At 71.7% G+C, this 18,081-nt stretch carries 17 protein-coding genes; 9 read left to right on the forward strand and 8 right to left on the reverse strand.

The annotated features are described in order from the left end of the window. Window positions 1–489: 489 nt before the first annotated feature. The 6 genes from MKK82_RS29020 to MKK82_RS29045 form a co-directional block, all read right to left on the reverse strand. On the reverse strand, window positions 490–912 hold the full coding sequence (locus MKK82_RS29020) for a DUF6894 family protein (RefSeq protein WP_238289829.1): 423 nt from the start codon (window positions 910–912) through the stop codon (window positions 490–492). 1,332 nt (window positions 913–2,244) lie between these two features. Beyond that, entirely contained in the window at window positions 2,245–2,796 is a 552-nt protein-coding gene (locus MKK82_RS29025; protein ID WP_238289828.1) for an inorganic diphosphatase, read from the reverse strand. Window positions 2,797–2,910: 114 nt separating this feature from the next. Next, the gene (locus MKK82_RS29030) at window positions 2,911–3,843 is read right to left on the reverse strand and encodes a hypothetical protein (RefSeq protein WP_243987651.1); all 933 of its coding nucleotides are present in this window, start codon (window positions 3,841–3,843) and stop codon (window positions 2,911–2,913) included. A 290-nt stretch (window positions 3,844–4,133) separates the two neighbouring features. Next, window positions 4,134–4,532 carry a cupin domain-containing protein gene (locus tag MKK82_RS29035; RefSeq protein ID WP_243987652.1) on the reverse strand — a complete coding sequence of 133 codons (399 nt, stop codon included), beginning with the start codon at window positions 4,530–4,532 and terminating at the stop codon, window positions 4,134–4,136. Window positions 4,533–4,566: 34 nt separating this feature from the next. Then, on the reverse strand, window positions 4,567–5,313 hold the full coding sequence (locus MKK82_RS29040; protein ID WP_238289825.1) for an SDR family NAD(P)-dependent oxidoreductase: 747 nt from the start codon (window positions 5,311–5,313) through the stop codon (window positions 4,567–4,569). Between the two features lie 117 nt (window positions 5,314–5,430). Next, the gene (locus MKK82_RS29045; RefSeq protein ID WP_238289824.1) at window positions 5,431–6,345 is read right to left on the reverse strand and encodes a LysR family transcriptional regulator; all 915 of its coding nucleotides are present in this window, start codon (window positions 6,343–6,345) and stop codon (window positions 5,431–5,433) included. 603 nt (window positions 6,346–6,948) lie between these two features. Between MKK82_RS29045 and MKK82_RS29050 the strand changes: the two genes are divergently transcribed. From MKK82_RS29050 to MKK82_RS29065, 4 genes are all read left to right on the forward strand, one after another. Further along, the gene (locus MKK82_RS29050) at window positions 6,949–7,923 is read left to right on the forward strand and encodes a helix-turn-helix domain-containing protein (protein WP_243987653.1); all 975 of its coding nucleotides are present in this window, start codon (window positions 6,949–6,951) and stop codon (window positions 7,921–7,923) included. A gap of 279 nt (window positions 7,924–8,202) precedes the next feature. Then, window positions 8,203–8,472: a hypothetical protein gene (locus tag MKK82_RS29055; protein ID WP_238289822.1), complete on the forward strand. Its 270-nt coding sequence runs from the start codon at window positions 8,203–8,205 to the stop codon at window positions 8,470–8,472. 645 nt (window positions 8,473–9,117) lie between these two features. Continuing rightward, window positions 9,118–11,043, forward strand: a complete 1,926-nt coding sequence (locus MKK82_RS29060; protein ID WP_238289821.1) for a heavy metal translocating P-type ATPase — start codon at window positions 9,118–9,120, stop codon at window positions 11,041–11,043. A gap of 102 nt (window positions 11,044–11,145) precedes the next feature. Further along, complete coding sequence (locus tag MKK82_RS29065) at window positions 11,146–11,958, forward strand: universal stress protein (protein WP_238289820.1); 813 nt, start codon at window positions 11,146–11,148, stop codon at window positions 11,956–11,958. 255 nt (window positions 11,959–12,213) lie between these two features. Here the strand turns inward: MKK82_RS29065 and MKK82_RS34090 are convergent, their stop codons facing one another. Then, on the reverse strand, window positions 12,214–12,336 hold the full coding sequence (locus MKK82_RS34090) for a hypothetical protein (protein ID WP_279603336.1): 123 nt from the start codon (window positions 12,334–12,336) through the stop codon (window positions 12,214–12,216). Between the two features lie 102 nt (window positions 12,337–12,438). Beyond that, complete coding sequence (locus MKK82_RS29070; protein ID WP_238289819.1) at window positions 12,439–13,299, reverse strand: universal stress protein; 861 nt, start codon at window positions 13,297–13,299, stop codon at window positions 12,439–12,441. A 260-nt stretch (window positions 13,300–13,559) separates the two neighbouring features. Here MKK82_RS29070 and MKK82_RS29075 point away from each other — a divergent pair, with 260 nt between their 5' ends. From MKK82_RS29075 to MKK82_RS29095, 5 genes are all read left to right on the forward strand, one after another. Then, entirely contained in the window at window positions 13,560–15,110 is a 1,551-nt protein-coding gene (locus MKK82_RS29075; RefSeq protein WP_238289818.1) for a PAS domain S-box protein, read from the forward strand. Continuing rightward, window positions 15,100–15,708 (forward strand): response regulator FixJ, encoded by a 609-nt coding sequence (fixJ, locus tag MKK82_RS29080; protein ID WP_238289817.1) that lies wholly within the window; start codon window positions 15,100–15,102, stop codon window positions 15,706–15,708. Before MKK82_RS29075 ends, fixJ begins: the two co-directional genes overlap by 11 nt. A gap of 89 nt (window positions 15,709–15,797) precedes the next feature. Continuing rightward, a complete protein-coding gene (locus MKK82_RS29085) occupies window positions 15,798–16,190 on the forward strand; it encodes a response regulator transcription factor (RefSeq protein WP_238289816.1) in 393 nt (130 codons plus the stop codon). 610 nt (window positions 16,191–16,800) lie between these two features. Continuing rightward, a complete protein-coding gene (locus tag MKK82_RS29090) occupies window positions 16,801–17,487 on the forward strand; it encodes a helix-turn-helix domain-containing protein (RefSeq protein WP_238289815.1) in 687 nt (228 codons plus the stop codon). A gap of 161 nt (window positions 17,488–17,648) precedes the next feature. Next, window positions 17,649–17,825 carry a hypothetical protein gene (locus tag MKK82_RS29095; protein WP_243987654.1) on the forward strand — a complete coding sequence of 59 codons (177 nt, stop codon included), beginning with the start codon at window positions 17,649–17,651 and terminating at the stop codon, window positions 17,823–17,825. The last annotated feature ends 256 nt before the right edge of the window (window positions 17,826–18,081 follow it).

Raw genomic sequence — 18,081 nt, forward strand, 5'->3', positions numbered from 1 at the left:
ATTCCTCGATCCGCGGCGGCTGCCCGCCGGCGCAATCGGCGTCACACAAGCGTAGGCGCCCGCCGCCGGACCATCTCCTGCTGAATGTATAACCTAAATCAAAGTTCCCCAGCGGGATCAGCTTCCGACTGCACCAGTTGCATCGTCGAATTCTGTACAATACCCTTCCGGAGCCCGCGACGAACGGCCGGCGCGCCTCTCGAGCTGGCCACATGTAGCAGCCCGCTTCTGCGCGGACGGCTCGCGACGCCGCGGGAAGATCCGCCGACCGCCCGGCATCGCGACAGACCGGATGCGCACGAGCGGCACGGTGCTGCCGGAAGGCTGGCGTGACGAACGATCCGGTTCCGGCTCGGGCTTCACGGGCTTCTACGGTGAGGTCAGGGGGATTTGTGCCGGTCCGCTTCCACGTCGAAGATTCGGCCGGGCGGCCGCCCATCGAGCCGTTCGCCCCCTCTGAATGCGGCGTGCCCAGTGTCCGCACGGGGACTACCCTTCGGTCCGCCCAGGGTACGCGATCAGCGAGGAGGTGTGCTCAGTCCGCGCCCGCATCTCGGCGGCGGCGGCTCGCATCTCCGCGATTTCGGCACGCATTGCGGCAATCAATGCGCGGCCCTTCCGCACCTCCGCCAGATAGGCCCGCGGCTCCGGGCTCACAGGAGGCCGCTTCGGCTTGCGTCCGTCGTGCAGCCGTTCGCTGAACGGCACCTCCATCAACGCGGAACCGGCCGCATCACAGATCACGAACGCGCAGGCGAGCGGCGCGGTGCCTTCGTGCAGGAGATCCGCGCACAGGTCCGGGATGGTCCGGCACGCCTCCAAGTAGGCGGCGTCCAGGCTTGGCCAATCGAGGCCAACCCGGTCTCGTTCCAGGCCCTTGGGCGTGCAGAGATGGAAGTAGAATTGTGGCATCGGCTCGGCGCACCTGCTCTCAGCCAAACCGAGCGAGGCGCAGATGGTTCGGTCGGAGCCTGCGGAACGCTGCGGTGCGATCCGCGCACATCCCGGAGCGACTGCGCGCTGAGGCGCACGGTACCGCCCTGCCCGCGCGCGACCCGGTGCCGACAGGCACCCGTGGTCCGACGCACCGGGAAACTGCGTTCTGCAGGACGTTCGAGGATGTATCCAGGAAAGCGTTCCGGAGCGATCGCGGCGTCGAGATCCCCCGATCAGGCTGGGAAGGCCGCTCTGCACGAGGCGGACCCGATCTGGCCCGATGACGTCCCATCCGCTTTCGCGGCCTGTCTCGTCCGGAGCAGCCATTCCGCTTCCGGCCGGTGCCGAACGGGGTCCACCGGACGGCCTGGAAGCGGACCTTCGGCTCCGCGCAGCCCGCACCGTGTCCAGGAGGCGGGCCACCTCGGCCGAGAGGTGCTCTGACTGCCGCGAAAGCGCTCCTGCCGCCCCAGCACCTGGTTCGCCGCTGTCCCCGTCCCGTCGGCGGCCGCGAGTTCGGCGACGGTGTGCGTCGCTTCGCTCGTCCCGGATGCGGCGCGGCTGATGCTGCGCACAATCTCCTGCGTCGTGGCACCCTGCTCCTCGATGGCGGCTGCGACGTTCGTAGAGAGACCGCTTACCTCCGTCACTGTGCGGCCGATCTCCTGGATGGCGACCACGACCTGCGGGGTCGAAGGCTGGACCGGGCTCACGCAAGCCTCGATCTCCGCCCGCGGTCTGGGACGCGAGTTCTTTGACCTCCGCGGCGACGACGGCGAAGCCACGGTCCGCCCGCGGCCGTGCCGAACGTCTCGGAATCTCCCGACACGGCGCGCCCCGCGTCCTCCGTCCGACGCGCCTCGTCGGCCGCCTGCGCCGTCATCGCGGAGGAACGCGCCATCTGGCCGGAGATTTCCTGGAGGGTGGACGCCAGCGCCCCGGTCGCTGGTGTCACCGTCTGTACGGTGGCCGGGAGAGGTCGGGAGGGGCTGATCGGCTTCCTTCGCCCGCGCGCTCCGAAGCGGCCCCGCCGCTTTCAATCGACCCGGCTTGGCCGCCCTGCGCCCCGTTCGGCCCTTCAGCCGACCTCATCAGCGTCACAGAAGCGGACGTTGCGGCGGCTGTCCAACCGGGGGCGCCCCTAAACGCGGGATGCGGCGTTTCACGGGTCGCCCCGGCGTGGAGGCAGCCCAGGTCGATCGAGAGCTCGCGACCGGGCCGGCGGCCCCGTATGCTCCTGACGGCGGAGAAGGTTTCCGCTGCCGCGGCCCGCGCCGGTCGCCCCGATGGACGACCTGGAAGCTCCGGTCAGCCTTCCGCCTGCCCGAAGGCATCGGCGCCCCCACGGATGAGCGCGAATGCGGCCTCGGCGTCACCGCGCCGGAGCACCTTGAAGTCCTTGCCGGCAAGTTGGTTGTACTGCGCGAAAAACGCCTCCACCTCGTCGAGCATGCCGGGCCGCAGGTTGGACAGCGCCTCGACATGCGCGTGCGTGCGGGCCTTCACGGCCACGCCGACCAGCCGGTCGTTGCGCTCCCAGCTACCGTCGCGCTCCTTCTGTTCGGCCTCGATCACGCCGAGCAGGCGCGCCTCCAGCACGCAGCCGGGGAAGACCGGGGCATCCATCACCACGAGGATGTCGAGCGGATCGCCGTCGGCGCCCTTCGTGGAGGGGATCATGCCGAAATCGTAGGGGAAGCTCATGCCCTCCGGCAGGACCATCTTGAACTGGAAGGCATTGAAGGCCTCGGAGTAGGCGTACTTGTTCGGACTGCCCTTCGGCGTCTCGATGACCACGCGGACGGCGCCGTCCTCGCCAAGGGTGGGCAGGCGGCTCAGGGGCGGGGCGGGCTCGCTCACAGGGGGGGCTCCAGCGCGGTGCCAGGCAGCGCGACAGATGGGTGAACCGGGACGGAGGCCATCCGGGTCCCGGGCTGCCGCAGGACGCCTGCACGGTCTCCCGCAGGAGACCGCCTAGCGGCGCGTTTCCGCGCCCGGGGCAGGATCTCGGTTTTGCGATGATCGCGTCGCGCGAGCGCGCTCCAGGGAGGCCGCTCCGCGCCGCGCCGCGCGCAAGATCGCGAGGGCCGGCTGCCACCAGCCGCGCGCGATCTCGGCCTGAGTTGCGGCCTCCCGGGCGGGCCACGCGCGCACCAGCTCGTCATGCGTCGGCCGGCGCCACGTGGACCAGATCAACAAGCCGGCCCCGGCTTCCACGGCGGGATAGAACCGGGCGGCGACGACGGGCTCGACGACCTCGCCGCTGATCGCCTCGAACACCACGCATCCCAGATGGGTCTGCAGCACGCGTCCGAGCGGCGGCTGCGCCTCCCCGGGCACCGGGTACCGGTTGCGGCGGCGCTCGGCGGCCTCGGCCAGCCGTTCCGCGTGCTCGGGGGACGCCCTGCGGCTCGCCGCGCGCTTGCGCCGCTCCTCGGGCTCGGCTCGACGGGCGGCATCCTCGATGGCCGGCCACCGCCGGCGGAACTCCTCGAACGACCGGAACGGCACGCGCCACGCCTTCGAGGCCGGGTCCCACCGGGCCCAGGGCACCAGCCGCAACTCGGAGACGACGTCCCGGGAGTACGGCGTGCGCACCACGAGGTCGTCGGCAACCTCCAGGTAGGGGCTCGTGATCGGTTCGAAGGTGCAGGCATCGCGGCCGCGCGCGTCGGCATGGGCCAGAACGCCCGACCACTCGCGGCTCGACCACGCGTTCAGGCGCCGCTCCGCCGTGGCGCCCGGCACGAACCAGGCCCCCAGGTCGTCGCGCCACCGCGCGCGGGGGAACGCGGCCCGAAACCGCTCCACGGTCATGCGGTCGTACGGGAAGGCAGCCGTTGCCCCGGGTGCCCCGTCGCCGGCATCCCGCTGCGTCGCGCTGAACTGCTCCGTTTCTCCGGCCATCGGTCGACCTATGTTGGCCTTCGGCCGTGCCGACATGCCGAAAGCACCAGTCGCAAGTTCGAGAACGGGCAACCGGTTCCCGCCCCGCACGTCCGGCAAGGTCCGATCCTGCAGAGCCCCGGCGGCTGCACCCAGTGCACGCTCGGCGGATGGTGACCCGCATCCCGCCGGGTTTCGGCTTTCCGAAAGCGGCGGCAGTGCCGATGCGCGCAGCTTCCGGAAGGCCGGCGCGATGATGCGGCGCACCGCGGCGGCGCGCGGGCAAAGAATGCGGACCCTGCGGCCCACGTTCACGACCCGGCATACTGCCCTTCGGTGACCGGCTCCATCCACGTCACGGCCTTGCCGTCGAGACGCTCCTGGATCGCGATGTGCGTCATCGCCGTGGTGGCGGTGGCCCCATGCCAATGCTTCTCGTTCGGCTCGAACCAGACGACGTCGCCCGATACGATGTCCGCGATCGGACCGCCCTCGCGCTGAACCCATCCGCGTCCGAACGTGACGATCAGCGTCTGGCCGAGCGGGTGCGTGTGCCACGCGGTCCGTGCGCCCGGCTCGAACGTGACACTGGCCATCGCGACGCGGGCCGGATCGGGCGCGCTGTGGATTGGGTCGATCCGCACCGTACCGGTGAACCAGGCGGACGGTCCTGCGCCCGAGGGCTGACTTCCGCTGCGCTTGATGTCCATGGGATCCATCCTCCGTCCGTTGCGGTAACGCGCGTCAGAGCGACCAGCCGCCGTCGACCGAGATCGACGCTCCGGTGACGAACGCACCGAGGTCCGAACACATCCACAGGACGGCTTCGGCGATCTCCTCGGGCTTGCCCAGCCGCCCGACCGGCTCAAGATCGATCGCCTTCCGGATGTCGCCGCCCGTGAAGCGGTCCATCATGGGTGTCTCGATGTTCCCGGGAAGGACGGCGTTCACCCGGATGTTCGCCTTCGCGTAGTCGAGGGCGGCCGACTTGGTGAGGCCGATGAGGGCGTGCTTCGAGGCGGCATAGTTCGCGCCTCCCGCCACCCCCCTGATGCCCGCGCCGGACGATGTGTTGACCACCACGCCGCCGCCCTGCCGGAGCATCTGCGCGATCTCGTGCTTCATGCACACGAATGTGCCGCGCAGGTTGATGCCGAGGATGCGGTCCCACTCGTCGAGGGGGATCGCGTGGACCGGAGCGGCCCTGTTCTCGACCCCCGCGTTGTTGAAGGCGCAGTCGAGGCGGCCGAACCGCTCGACGGTTTCGGCGACCGCCGCTTCGACGTCCTCCGGCACCGACACGTCGCACCGGATCGCGAGCCCCTCCCCACCCGCCGCTTCGATCTCGGCACGAAGCCGATCGAGCGCAGGCTCGGTCCGATCGGTGATCGCCACCCGCGCGCCTTCCCGCGCGAACGCGATGGCAGCGGCGCGGCCGATGCCGCTGGCTGCCCCCGTGACGAAGGCGACTTTTCCGGTGAAGCGGCGCATGTCTCGATCCCTCGGCTGACCTCGATGGAGCAGACGTAGACGCTGCGCTGTGCGCCGATCAGCCGTTCCTCTCTCAACGGAACGATGAGCGGGGCTCATCGTCGGGCAGCGCGGCCTCTAGAACCCGAGCGGCGCCCTCTCGCGGATCAGGTCGATGAGGAGCCGCAATCCCGTCGGCAGTTGGCGACGGCCGGGATAGTAGAGGTGAAAGCCGGGTCCCAGAGGGGCCCAATCCGCCAGCACGACGCGAAGCTCGCCGCGGGCGACCGAGGGTCCGACGCACGCCTCCGGGAGATAGGTGAGACCGCCGCCCGCCGCCGCGAGCGACAGGGCGAACTGCGTGTTGTCGAGCGTCACCGCCCCGGGAACGTCGAGGGCGATCTGCCCGTCGGCCCCCTCGAACTCCCATCGGTAGAGGCTCTCGTCGCCGAGGCGGATGCGCAGGCATCGGTGTGCCGCGAGGTCGCGCGGATGATCGGGCGTCCCGTGCCGATCGAGGTAAGCCGGAGCGCCCACGACAACCCAGCGCAGATCGGCGGACAGGCGCCGGGCCACCATGTCCTGAGGGATTGTTCCGCCGTAGCGAATGCCGGCATCGGCGCCGGCTTCCACGACATCGAGCAGATCGTTGGACACCCTGACGTCGACCTCGATCATGGGGTGGCGGTCGTGGAAGAGAGGCAGCACGGGGGCGAGCAGCAACGTACTCGCGTGTTCGAGAACGTTGAGGCGGATCCGGCCGGTCGCCTTCGTCGGCTCCCGGTGCTGGTTGAGCACGTCGAGCGCGGAGCCGATCGCCGCGAACGGGGCGTCCAGCGAAGCCAGCAGGTCTTCCCCTGCTGCGGTCAGCGTGACGCTGCGGCTGGTGCGGTTGACGAGGCGGACGCCGAGCCGAGCCTCCATCGCCTTGAGCGCATGGCTGAGCGCGGAGGCACTGACGCCCAGTTCCAGACCGGCCCGCCGGAAGCTGCGGTGGCGCGCGATGGCGAGGAAGGTCCCGAGGTCGGCTAATTCGGCTCGATCGATCCGCATGGAGGCAGTGGCGCGCCTGCTGGCGGGAAAGCAAACCCGATCGCGTCCTGACCGAATTGGACCGGGACCCACCGGCTTTCCCTGCGACCCCGTCGAGTGGCTTTCCGCCCGTCCGCTCCCAGGCGGCCGACGCATCGGAGCAGATGTTGCGGTCCCGCCCCCCCATGACCCCGGTCGGACGCTTAGCTGACCGTGGCGGCATCCCGGAAGCGGAGATCTCGCCAGCGGAAGGCGCCGCTCCGATCACAGTGCAATCGTGTATTGAAATCTATTTTACGAGAAATTCCGCGGACCAATTCGATATTGTGGCACAATATTCCGCCGACCGGCGGACGTCGCCCGCGCGCATCTCCGGCGACGCCGCACTTGTCAGCATACAGGATCCCCAATCTATAACGGGGGATCGCCCCACGACCGCCCGGCGCCGTTCTGGATCTCCATTCTCCGATGCCATCACCGGTCACGACTTTCGGTCTTCAACCCCTGGCCAGCCGCCCATGCCGGCAGGTGACCCGGTTCGATCAGGTGCATTCTACCCCGCAGGGTCGCCGCGACGACGCCGTTCGACCGAATTCCCTTTGAGCCGACGCCCGTTCACACGCGATGCACACCGTATTCTCGACAGACGGGATCCACCCGCACAACACCTTCCGACGCTGGCGGGAAGTGCTCGGCGACCAGTTGGTCCCGGCCGAGATGCGGAGCGTCGGCGACGCGCCCTTCCAGGGTCGGATCCAGGCCTCGACGATCGGGCCGATGGCAGTCACCGAGATCGCGAACGGCGCGATGCGAACCGAGTCCACGGCCGACCACATCCGGCGGAGCGGGCGCGACGATCAAGTGGTCGCTGTCATGAGGCTTTCCGGCGGTTCCGCCTGCCAGCAGGGCGACCGCGAGACCGTATTCGGTGCAGGCGACCTCGTGGTGTTCGACCCCCGCCCGGGCGTGTCGGAGGCGCAGGCGGGCTGCTCCCTGATCGTCACCCTGCCGCGCGAGCGCTTCGAGGCCCTTCTGGGGCCGTCCCGGCTGTACACCGCGCTCACGGTCGGAGCCGACCTCGCCTCGACGACCCTGGCCAGCACCTTCATCCAGGAGCTGGTGCGCGTGGGTGATCGGCTCACCTCCGACGCGGCCGCGCGCATGGCGCTGATCGGGACGGACCTGATCGTGGCGAGCCTGGCCGAACGGATGGCGCAGGGGGTGCCGCGTTCCATCCACGGCACCGTCACGGTCCAGCGCGCCAAGGCCTATGTCGAGGCGAACCTGAGCGACCCGAACCTGGACCCACGGCAGCTCGCCGCCGCGATGGGCCTGTCGCTGCGGCGTCTGCAGGAGCTGTTCCACGAGCGCGGCCGGCACATCTCCGATTACATCTGGGAGCGCCGACTGGAGGCGGCCGCTCAGCGCGTCGCCGATCCGGCATGCGCCCACGTGTCGATCGGCACGCTGGCTTACGACTGCGGCTTCGCCAGCCAGGCCCACTTCGCCCGCCGCTTCAAGCAGCACCACGGCATGCCCCCTCGAGAATACAGGATTGCCTCCCTTCTCAACGGCCGCGGAGGCGGATCGGATTTGTAGATTTCGCCGCTCGAACGTCTGCTCTGTCCTTCGTGTCCCCCGAAGGCATTCCGTCCAAATCCTCCCCGCGCCGACGTTGTCCGACCGCCAACCGATGGCTGCGCATGGGAAGCGCCGGCATCCGCCGGCATGGGTCGGAAGCGGGTCGGAAGCGGGATGGCTGCTCGGGATGGCTGTCGGTTCGTCCGCTGCCGATCAGCCCCCCGTCGAAGCCGCCCTCGTCCCAGCTGACAGGTCAGGTCGATAGCGCCACAGGGGTGGACCTTTGAATCCTGCGACATGTTGATCCCGTATATCCATTCAATGGACCTCCGAGGTGTACAATTGGCAGAGCGACATTCGACCCAGAACGGGCAGCACGACTCGGCACGCCTGCCGATTTATTTCGCGTCGATTGGCAGCGTCGGCTTAATGCTGGCCGCCCTCGTGGTGACGATGACCGGTCAGATGGCGAATTCGCCCGTGATGGGCGAGGCGCTCGCGATCGGCGCGCCGGTCATCAAGAACGTCGCGCTCACGGCACCGTTTCCCGGGCAGATCGCTCGATAGGACGCCCGTCGAACCGGACCACGGCCGACGGGGCCATCGGCCTCGAAGCGCGCCGGTAGCACAGGGCCGTTTCCTGCCGTTCGCGGAAACGCGAGCGGCGTCCGCTGTCCGGTAGCAACGAAGTCACCCTGTCTGGCCGGCTCGGATCAGGACGACGGCGCAGGGGATCTCTGCCGGTACGTCTCCGAGCAGCGCCGCGCGCCTGATCAGCCTCGCAGCCAGGACGCATGACGCGTCATCAAGCGTCATGAAGCATCGCGCGTGCCCCGCGAGCGAGCTCCTGGTCGGCACCGTTGCCGGCCCGGCGGAGGCCCTTCGCACCCGTAAGGACTCCGATCTCGCCCGCCAGGGATCCGAACCTCCCGCCGATGCGACCCGCGGGGCGGGTGTGGATCACCGCCGCCTCGGCGGCAACGGTCGGGGACGCGCCGTCGATGGCGCGGTTCCCGATGACGTGTTCCGGTTCACCGATCCGGTCCGGGGCGATGCGGTGTCCGTCCGGCGGGCGGGTCCGCCATCCCGCGACGACCGGAACCGTGACGGCGGGCGCTTCCCGCGCGGTCCCCCGGGGACGCGTTGATCCAGCGCAAGGTCCACCGAGCCGGACCGGCCGCATCTCGGCGGTGCGAACGCATGGGGGCGCACATGACGACGGCGGCCGCGGGCTTGCCGGGGACGAAACGGCCGGCGCGCGCCGGATGGGTTCCGGGCCTGCGCGGATGGCTGGCCGTCCTGCCGCTAACCGGTCTCTGTACCGGCTTGGCGGCGCAGGCGGTCGGCCGAGCGGACGTCGCGGCGGCGGCCTGGACCCTCGCGACCCTGGTGGTCCTCGGGGCCCTCCTGATCCAGGTCGCGACGAGCCTGGCGCGGGGAGATGTCGGCCTCGACCTCGTCGCCCTGCTCGCGATGGGCGGCGCGCTCGCCCTGTCGCAGCCGCTGGCCGGCGCCGTCATCGCCCTGATGTACGCGGGCGGCCAGTCGCTGGAAGCCTACTCGACCGGCCGCGCCGGGCGGGCGATGACGGCGCTGCTCACCCGGCAGCCGCGCACCGCCCTGCGCGAGGAGGACGGCGGGTTGACGGAGGTGCCCCTCGCGGCGCTGGTCCCGGGAGACCGCATCCTGGTGCGCGTCGGCGACATCCTGCCGGTGGACGGCCGGGTCGCCGCGGGCCGCGCCGTGCTGGACCGGTCGAGCCTCACCGGCGAGGCGCTGCCCGTCACCATCCCGGCCAACGAGCCCGTGCTGAGCGGGACGGTGAATGTGGGCCAGCCGTTCACGCTGATCACGGAGCGGCCCGCAGCCGAGAGCACGTATGCCGGGATCGTCCGGCTCGTGCAGGCGGCGCAGGCCCGGAAGGCGCCGATGGCACGCTTGGCGGACCGGTACGGGCTCGCCTTCCTCGTCCTGACGCTGCTGCTGGCGGGAGGCGCGGGGCTCGCCACCGGCGACCCCCTCCGGGCGCTGGCGGTGCTGGTCGTCGCCACGCCGTGCCCGCTCATCCTGGCGGTGCCCGTCGCCCTCGTCTCCGGCCTCTCCCGCGCGGCCGGCATCGGCGTGCTCATCAAGGGTGGCGGCGCCCTGGAGATGCTGGCCAAGGTCCGCGTGCTGGTGGTCGACAAGACCGGCACCCTGACCCACGGCGCCACCCGGCTGACCTCCGCACGTATCCTCGGGGGCCTCGACGAAGGCGAGGTCCTGGGGCTGGCGGCGTCCCTCGAACAAGCCTCCGGCCACCCGCTGGCGCGGGCCCTGATCGAGGAGGCGGTCCGGCGCGGCCTGACGCTCTCGCAACCCGAGGCGGTCGAGGAGACGCCCGGGGAAGGCCTGACCGGACTGGTTGAGGGGCGGCCCGTCATCGTCGGGGGGGCGCACCTCATGCGGATGCACGGCGTCCCCTTCCCGTCGCGGGACGAGGCGGCAGGAATCCCGGCTGTCGCCGCGACGGTGCTGGTCGCCGTCGACGGCGCGGCCGCCGCCGTGCTGGCGTTCGCCGACCCGCTGCGGGCGGACGGCGGCAACGCCCTCCTGGAACTGCGCGCGTGCGGCATCGAGCGCGTGGTCCTCGCCACCGGGGATCGACGCGCCGTCGCGGAAGCGCTCGTGGCCGGCCTTCCGGTCGACGCCGTCGCCGCCGACCTGGACCCGACGGCCAAGACGGACACGGTGACCGCCGCGCGCCGGCTCGGTCCCGTGATGATGGTCGGCGACGGGGTGAACGACGCGCCCGCCCTGGCCGCCGCCGACCTTGGCGTGGCCCTCGGTGCCCGGGGGGCGGCGGCGGCGGCCGAGGCGGCGGACATCGTCCTGCTGGTCGACAGCCTGGCGCCCCTGCCCCGGGCCATCCGCATCGCCAAGCGGGCCCGCGCCATCGCGCTCCAGAGCGTGTGGGTCGGCCTCGGGCTCTCGCTGGCCGGCATGGTCGCGGCGGCCCTGGGATACCTCTCACCCCTGCGGGGGGCGCTCCTGCAGGAAGCCATCGACATCGCCGTGATCCTCAACGCCATGCGCGCCCTCGGCGCCCCCCGTGACGGGCGCGAGCAGACGGCGCCGATCGTCCCGGGCCGTCCGTGAAACGGGCCGCGCGGCGCCCGCGGGCTTGCGCTGGATCAAGGTGGATCGATCCGGCCCGGGCGAGGCTCCCCGCGTCAGGATCGGCGCACGGTGGAGGGGGCCATGGAGTTCGCGAACATCCTCGTTTCCGCCGACCTCGGCGACGCGGCACCGGACCGGGTGCGCCTCGCCGCCGGGCTGGCCCGACGCTTCGCGGCGACCCTCACGGGCGCGGCGGCCCAAAAGGTGCCGGCTCCCATCCTGGTGCGCGATGTCCACGACGCCGCCCGACAGGAAGCGCGCAACGAGGCGCTGGTCCGCGAGATCCTCGAACAGGCACGCGCCATGTTCGAGCGCAACGCCGGCGACGGGATAAGCACGGCCTGGCAAGCCGCCCTCGCCGGGGCCATCACGCATCTCGTCGAACAGGCGCGGGCCGCCGACCTCGTCGTGGTGGGCCGGCGCGGGCGCGGCGACGAGGACCCGGGTCCGCTGGGCGTGCCGCCCGGGCCTGTGCTGATGGAGGCGGGCCGGCCCGTCCTCGTCGTGCCGCCCCGCCTCGTGCACCTCAGGGCGGCCCGCATCGTCGTCGCCTGGAAAGACGGCGCGGAGGCACGGCGGGCCGTATCGGCGGCGCTGCCCCTCCTCCAGGGCGCCGACGCGGTCGCCGTCGCGACGGTCGGGGCCGACGGGCGCCAGGAGGGTTTGGAGGCCGTGGCCGGCCACTTGGCGCGGCACGGTGCGCCTGTCACCACCCACCTGTTGCGGGCGGCGGGCGGCGAGGGCGGCGAGATTCTCGACTTCGCCCTGCGGCAGGACGCCGACCTCATCGTGATGGGTGCCTACGGTCACGCGCGCCTGCGGGAATGGATCTTCGGGGGCGTCACGCGCGAGGCCCTCGAACGCGCGCCGGTCTGCTGCCTGATGTGCCACTGATGCGCTGGTCCCACGGTCCCCTCGGCGGATCGGCGCCGATCCTCTTGGCGGTCACCGGAAAGGCGGCCTGGGCCGCCCCGGCGGGCCGCGGACTGGCGTCCCTCCGGGCGGGCCGCGGGCGCGGCCCTGGGGTCGGCTCGCAGTCAGCCTGCCCGATGCCCGAGGCGCCGCCGTTCGGCACGCTCTCCGCACGCTCGTCGGCCGATTCCCCATCGGGGACGGACGTCGCGGGCGGCCCGTCCCGCGGCGTGAACGTCACTCGACGAAGCCCCAGCCCGCCTCCAGGGCGGCCCGGTCCTCCGCGTTCAGCGGACCGGGCCACGCGGTCCGGTTCGGTGCCCGCACCTGGGGTGGCGCCGCGTCGGTGGTCGACCGCACCGCAGGCGGTGGAATCGACGGCCCGCGTGTCCGCGATCGCAGGACCCGGGCGGTGGCGGCGCGGCGAGGCGGCTCTCGCTCTGTCATCGTCGGCCTCCATCTTCAGTGGGCGAGGAACAGCGGTGCCGGGCTGCCCCGCAGGAAGGAGCGCGTGACGCCGCCGAAGAAATACTCGCGGGTCGGGGCGTGCCGGTAGGCGCCCATCACGATCATGTCGGCCCGGAACAGACCGGCCTGGGCGCGCAGGGTCGCGGCGACTCCCTCGCCCTTCGGAAGGTCGTTGACGGAGACCTTCACCCCGTGGCGCGCGAGGTGGGGCGCGAACTCGGCCCCGGGCACCGCCGCGTGGATCTCCGCCTCGGTGCCGACGGAGACGATCTCGACCGCCTCGGCCGCGCGCAGGAACGGCAGCGCGTCGTTGGCGGCCCGCGCCGCCTGGGCGCTGCCGTCCCAGGCGACGAGGATCCGCCGTGCCGCGAAGGCGTCGTGTCCCGGCGGGACGGCGATGACCGGACGGCCGCTGTGAAACAGCGCCTTCTCGATCATCTGGCGGTCGAGATCGTAGGTCCGCGGGCCGATGTCCAGGACGGTGAGGTCGTGCAGGCGCGCGCGCTCGGCCAGCCGGTCCACGATCTCCGGATAGGGCAGGCTCGGCGCCTCCGTCGTGCAGACCACGCCGGCCTGCGCGGCGTCCCCGGCCGAGCGCGCCGCCACGGCGCTGGCCAGCGCCTGGAGCCGGTGGTCCGCGGCCGAGACGCCGGCGGAGTCGAAGCCGCCGGGCCAAGCGGCGTCGCCCGAGTGGCGCCAGGCGGACGACTGGAGGGTGAGGTGGGCGCCTGCGGCCTTGGCCAAGGTCAGGCCATAGCCGACGGCCGTGGAGGCCGCCTCGCGCTCGCCCTCGAAGGCGGTGCCGACGAGGACGTCGCGGAGGCCCGCGAGGGGCGCAGGGCAGGGTCCGGGCATGGACTTCTCCGATTCGTGCCGGCCCCATGGTTCGTGCCGTCCTGGGCGCGCGGCCTTGATCCAGCTCAAGCGGCCCGGGCGACGCGGTTTCAGTTTCAGTCCGGACCAAAAGCTATTCGGCGCCGGCTGCGAATACGGGTCGACGGCTGTTCCCTGTACCGGAATCGCAGTAATGACCGGACGCGCGACGCGGCCGACCGAGGCGCGGCGACAGGCGAGTTCCGCGACTGCCGCGCGCAGGGCTTCCCCGGGTGCGGTTGATGACGGACCTTATCGACAGGCCCAGCGCCGACCTGGAGCGTGACATCATGTCGGCGAGCGACGCGCTGCGGCAGACCCTCGACGAGGTGGGCATCTGCGTCTGGTCGCTGGATGTCCCGACCGGACGAGCCACCGTCTCTCCCACCTGCGCCCACCTGTTCGGAGTGCCGCCCGAGCGGCTGACCACCTTCGCGGACTCCCAGGCCTTGGTGCACCCGGACGACCGGCAGGCCCGGGCGGACGCCATCCAGCGGGCCTTGCGAGAGGGGGGCAGCTACGAGGTCGACTACCGCGTCGTGCGGCCCGACGGGCACGTCTGCTGGCTGCGCTCGCGCGGCCGGGTGAGCCCCGACACGGACGGACGGCCGGCACGGCATCGCGGGGTCGTCCTGAGCATCGACGGGCAGAAGCGGGCCGAGGAGGACATCCGGGCACGCGAGGCGCACCTGCGCTCGATCCTCGACACCGTGCCCGAGGCGATGGTCGTCATCGACGAGGCGGGCCTCATCCACTCGTTCAGCGCCGCGGCGGAGCGCCTGTTCGGCTACGCGGCCAGCGAGGCGGTCGGGCAGAACGTCCGCATCCTGATGCCGGAGCCGATGCAGAGCGAGCACGACGGCTACCTCGACCGCTACCGCCGGACCCGGGAGCGCCGCATCATCGGCACCAACCGGGTCGTGACCGGCCGGAGACGGGATGGCTCGATCTTCCCGATGGAGCTCGCCATCGGCGAGATGCGCTCGGGGGAGCAGGTGTTCTTCACCGGGTTCATCGACGACCTCACGGAGCACCAGCGCACCCAGGCCCGCCTCCAGGAACTCCAGTCCGAACTCGCCCACGTCTCCCGGCTGAGCGCGATGGGCGAGATGGCCTCCGCACTCGCGCACGAGCTGAACCAGCCGCTCGGCGCCATCGCGAACTACACCAAGGGCTGCCGCCGCCTGCTGGCGCGCCCCGGGCCCGAGGCCATCGCCAAGACGATGGAAGTCCTCGACAAGACCGCCGAGCAGGCGCTGCGGGCCGGCCAGATCATCCGGCGCCTGCGCGAGTTCGTCGCCCGCGGCGAGACCGAGAAGCGGGTCGAGCCGGTCGCGCGGCTGATCGAGGAGGCCAGCGCGCTGGCGCTGGTCGGGGCCCGCGAGCAGGGCATCGTCGCGCGCGTCGCCGTCGACCCCCGCGCCGGCTCCGTCCTGGCCGACCGGGTCCAAGTGCAGCAGGTCCTGGTGAACCTGCTGCGCAACGCCCGCGAGGCCATGCAGCAGGGCGACAGGCGCGAACTGACCGTCGCGGCGCGGCCCATCGGCCGGGACACGGTCGAGATCACCGTGTCGGACACCGGCCCCGGCATCGCCGAGGAGATCGCGGACAGGTTGTTCCAACCGTTCGTCACGACCAAGCAGAGCGGCATGGGCGTCGGGCTCTCGATCTGCCGCACCATCGTCGAGGCGCATGGCGGGCGGCTCGACGTCGGACGCAACGACGCCGGCGGGGCAACCTTCCGGCTGACGCTCCAGGCCGCCCACGCGGGAGACCCGCCCAATGGCAACTGACCTCGTGCACGTCGTGGACGACGATCCGGCGATGCGGGATTCCGTCGGCTTCCTGCTCGGGACCGAGGGGTTCGAGGTACGGCTCTACGAGGCCGGCACGGACCTGCTCGACAGCTTGGCGAAGCCGGCTGCGGGATGCGTCCTGACCGACATCCGCATGCCCGGTATCGACGGGCTGGAACTGCTGCGCCGTCTGCGGGCGGCGGGGCACACCTTGCCGGTGGTGATGATGACGGGGCACGGGGACGTGCCGCTCACGGTCGAGGCGATGAAGCTCGGCGCCTGCGATTTCATCGAGAAGCCGTTCGACGACGCGACGCTCATCCAGGCGCTCAGGTCGGCCTTGGAGCGGGGCGGGGCAGCCGGGGTGGTCGATCCGACGCTGCGCGAGTTCGTGCGACGCGTGGGGACCCTGAGCGAGCGGGAGCGGCAGGTCCTGGACCACCTCGTCGCCGGGGGCACCAGCAAGGAGATCGGCCGCACCCTCGACATCAGCCCGCGCACCGTCGAGATCTACCGGGCCAAGCTCATGGCCAAGACGCGGGCGGAGAGCCTGCAGGAACTGGTGCGCTGGTCGGTGCTGGCGGGCCTCGCCTGACGCCGGTTTGAGGCAGGTCAAGGCGACCGCCGGTCCTCGTCCGCATGGTGGCGCCTTCCAACCGGGGACCACGCCGACCGGCGACCGCCATGACGACAGACCCTGCCAGCCTCATCTACGTCGTGGACGACGACCCGGCCGTCCTGCACTCCACGCGTTTCCTGCTCGAGAGCGAAGGGCACCGTGTCGAGACCTTCGCTGACGGCCGCGAATTGCTGGCGGCCTTTCCCGGCCCGAACCCGGCCTTCGTGCTGCTCGACCAAATCATGACCGGCATGGACGGCCTTGAGGTGGTCGGGCGCCTGCGCGACCTCGACAGCCGTGTCCCGGTGGTCTTGATCACCGGTCATCCCGATCCGGGCATCCGGGCGAAGGCCAGTGTCGCCGGCGTTCCGCTGGTCGAGAAGCCCCTGGCGTTGGACGTGCTCCTGGGCGTGCTGGCCGATGGCGAGGCCGGCGGGGGCTTCACCGCCGGCGCCTAGGATCACCAGCCCGCCGCGGGACTTCGCGGGTGCGGCGGCTTGCGCGGATCGGCCCATGGCCCACGCGAGGGGATCTCGTGTGCCTTCCCCGGTCCGGCTGGCGTCCAGGATTGCGGGCGCGGCCTCGGGTGGCTTTGACCCAGGTCAACGGCCCGGGCCCGTAACGGCGCGCTTCGCCGTCCCTCGATTGCGTTGACCGCCGTCAAGGCCATGCCGGGCCCCGGCAGGATGCTCCGCCCGTTGGAACCGGCTGAGAGGTCTGTCATGCCGATCGAGCCCGCCACGCGCGTCATCGGCGCAGCCTTCACCTCCGGATGCGTAACGGTCCATGGGTTTCGCCGACATCCCGACGCGGTCACCCTAGTCCTGGCCCTGGTGGCCTACGCGTTGGCCACGACAGTCGCGTCGCTCCTCGCGGCGCGGTTCTCATGGGCCGCGGCTCCCGACCCCGGGGGTGGATGGATCTTCGTGCCCCTGAGCGGGGCTGAGCCTCCGCCGGCACCCTAGGTAGATCCCCTTACGCGGAGCTGCTTAAGAGACCGCCCGGAATTTCGCCGGGGCCACGACCCCGACAAGGTCTCCTCACCCCACGCGGACGAGGAGAGAAGCGATGGCCGCCGAGATCACCCTGCCCCCATCCGCGCGCGTGACCGCGAACGTCGCCGCCGGCGGCAAGCCCGGGATCGCGCTCTTCGCGGGCTGCCCCGAGCTCCTCGGCACCCCCTTCGCCTACGCCCGCGAGGAGGAGATCTACGGCGAGGGTGAGGAGGCCGAATTCGTCTACAAGGTCGTCAGCGGCGCGGTGCGCACCCACAAGGTGCTGAGCGACGGCCGGCGCCAGATCACCGGCTTCCACCTGCCCGGCGACCTGTTCGGGTTCGAGCAGGGCGAGATGCACCGGCACACGGCCGAGGCCCTGTCGGACACCCGGGTGCTGATCTTCCGCCGCCGGGGGATCGAACGCGCCGCGACCCGCAGCGCCGAGGTGGCCTGCCAGCTCTGGGCCATGGCGGCGAGCGGCCTTCGCTACGCCCAGGACCACATGCTGCTGCTCGGCCGGCGCTCCGCGGTGGAGCGCGTCGCGACCTTCCTCATGGAGGTCGACGAGCGTCTCGGCGGCACCGGCACCTTCGCCCTGCCGATGACCCGGCGCGACATCGCGGATCACCTCGGTCTCACCATCGAGACCGTGTCGCGCACCTTCTCGCACCTGGAGGAGGACGGGGCGCTGCTGCGCGCAGCCGGGCGCCAGGTCAGCCTCCGGCGCGCCCGGCTGCGCCGCTTCGTCGAGGATTGAAGGTTCCCCTCCCCCAGCGCCGGGGAGGAGCGCACGGCCCCGACGCGCGACGCGCGAGCGAGCCATCGAGGACCGCACCGTCGCCCTGCGCTGAGGAGGCGGCCACGCCCCGTGGAACGCCCGCGCCGGCGGCCGCTCTCGGCGCGACGGCGGAGGCCGGGATGGCCGGCCACTCTCTGCCGCGCTGTGCCTTGCTGTGCCGCGTGACCCTGGCGCCTTGCCCGGAGCATCCGGACGGCAGAGCCGGGCGCGGCTCCGAGAGCGTGGCACCGCTCCGACCGGACGGCCGCCGCGACGCGGCGCTCTGGCACGGGACGCGGGCGGCGCCGCCCGGCTGATCGGCTCCCCGGACTGGACGACCGAGGGCGACCGCCTCCTGTGCCGTTGGGTGCGGCCGGTCGCTCTCGGCGACTGCCGCTCCGGCCTCGACGTCGGACACGGGGATCGTGACGGCGGGTCGAAGCCGGCGCGCGTCGCGACGCCCCGACCCATCGGATGCCGGATCTGGTTCGAGCGGGGCGAGGCGAATGGTGCTCCGAACCGAGATTGTTTGATTCACCGCAAGGCGCGACCGCATCGTGCCCCCAACCTGTC

The organism is Methylobacterium sp. E-046 (assembly GCF_022829625.1).
GTDB classification, from domain to species: Bacteria; Pseudomonadota; Alphaproteobacteria; order Rhizobiales; family Beijerinckiaceae; genus Methylobacterium; species Methylobacterium longum.

Coding starts and splice junctions, on each gene's coding strand:
- MKK82_RS29090 (WP_238289815.1), top strand. CDS start 16,801: ATGGCCGCCGAGATCACCCTGCCCCCATCCGCGCGCGTGACCGCGAAC.
- fixJ (WP_238289817.1), top strand. CDS start 15,100: ATGGCAACTGACCTCGTGCACGTCGTGGACGACGATCCGGCGATGCGG.
- MKK82_RS29075 (WP_238289818.1), top strand. CDS start 13,560: ATGACGGACCTTATCGACAGGCCCAGCGCCGACCTGGAGCGTGACATC.
- MKK82_RS29095 (WP_243987654.1), top strand. CDS start 17,649: ATGGCCGGCCACTCTCTGCCGCGCTGTGCCTTGCTGTGCCGCGTGACC.
- MKK82_RS29055 (WP_238289822.1), top strand. CDS start 8,203: ATGTTGATCCCGTATATCCATTCAATGGACCTCCGAGGTGTACAATTG.
- MKK82_RS29060 (WP_238289821.1), top strand. CDS start 9,118: ATGACGACGGCGGCCGCGGGCTTGCCGGGGACGAAACGGCCGGCGCGC.
- MKK82_RS29065 (WP_238289820.1), top strand. CDS start 11,146: ATGGAGTTCGCGAACATCCTCGTTTCCGCCGACCTCGGCGACGCGGCA.
- MKK82_RS29035 (WP_243987652.1), bottom strand. CDS start 4,532: ATGGACATCAAGCGCAGCGGAAGTCAGCCCTCGGGCGCAGGACCGTCC.
- MKK82_RS29050 (WP_243987653.1), top strand. CDS start 6,949: ATGCACACCGTATTCTCGACAGACGGGATCCACCCGCACAACACCTTC.
- MKK82_RS29040 (WP_238289825.1), bottom strand. CDS start 5,313: ATGCGCCGCTTCACCGGAAAAGTCGCCTTCGTCACGGGGGCAGCCAGC.
- MKK82_RS29030 (WP_243987651.1), bottom strand. CDS start 3,843: ATGGCCGGAGAAACGGAGCAGTTCAGCGCGACGCAGCGGGATGCCGGC.
- MKK82_RS29085 (WP_238289816.1), top strand. CDS start 15,798: ATGACGACAGACCCTGCCAGCCTCATCTACGTCGTGGACGACGACCCG.
- MKK82_RS29045 (WP_238289824.1), bottom strand. CDS start 6,345: ATGCGGATCGATCGAGCCGAATTAGCCGACCTCGGGACCTTCCTCGCC.
- MKK82_RS29020 (WP_238289829.1), bottom strand. CDS start 912: ATGCCACAATTCTACTTCCATCTCTGCACGCCCAAGGGCCTGGAACGA.
- MKK82_RS29070 (WP_238289819.1), bottom strand. CDS start 13,299: ATGCCCGGACCCTGCCCTGCGCCCCTCGCGGGCCTCCGCGACGTCCTC.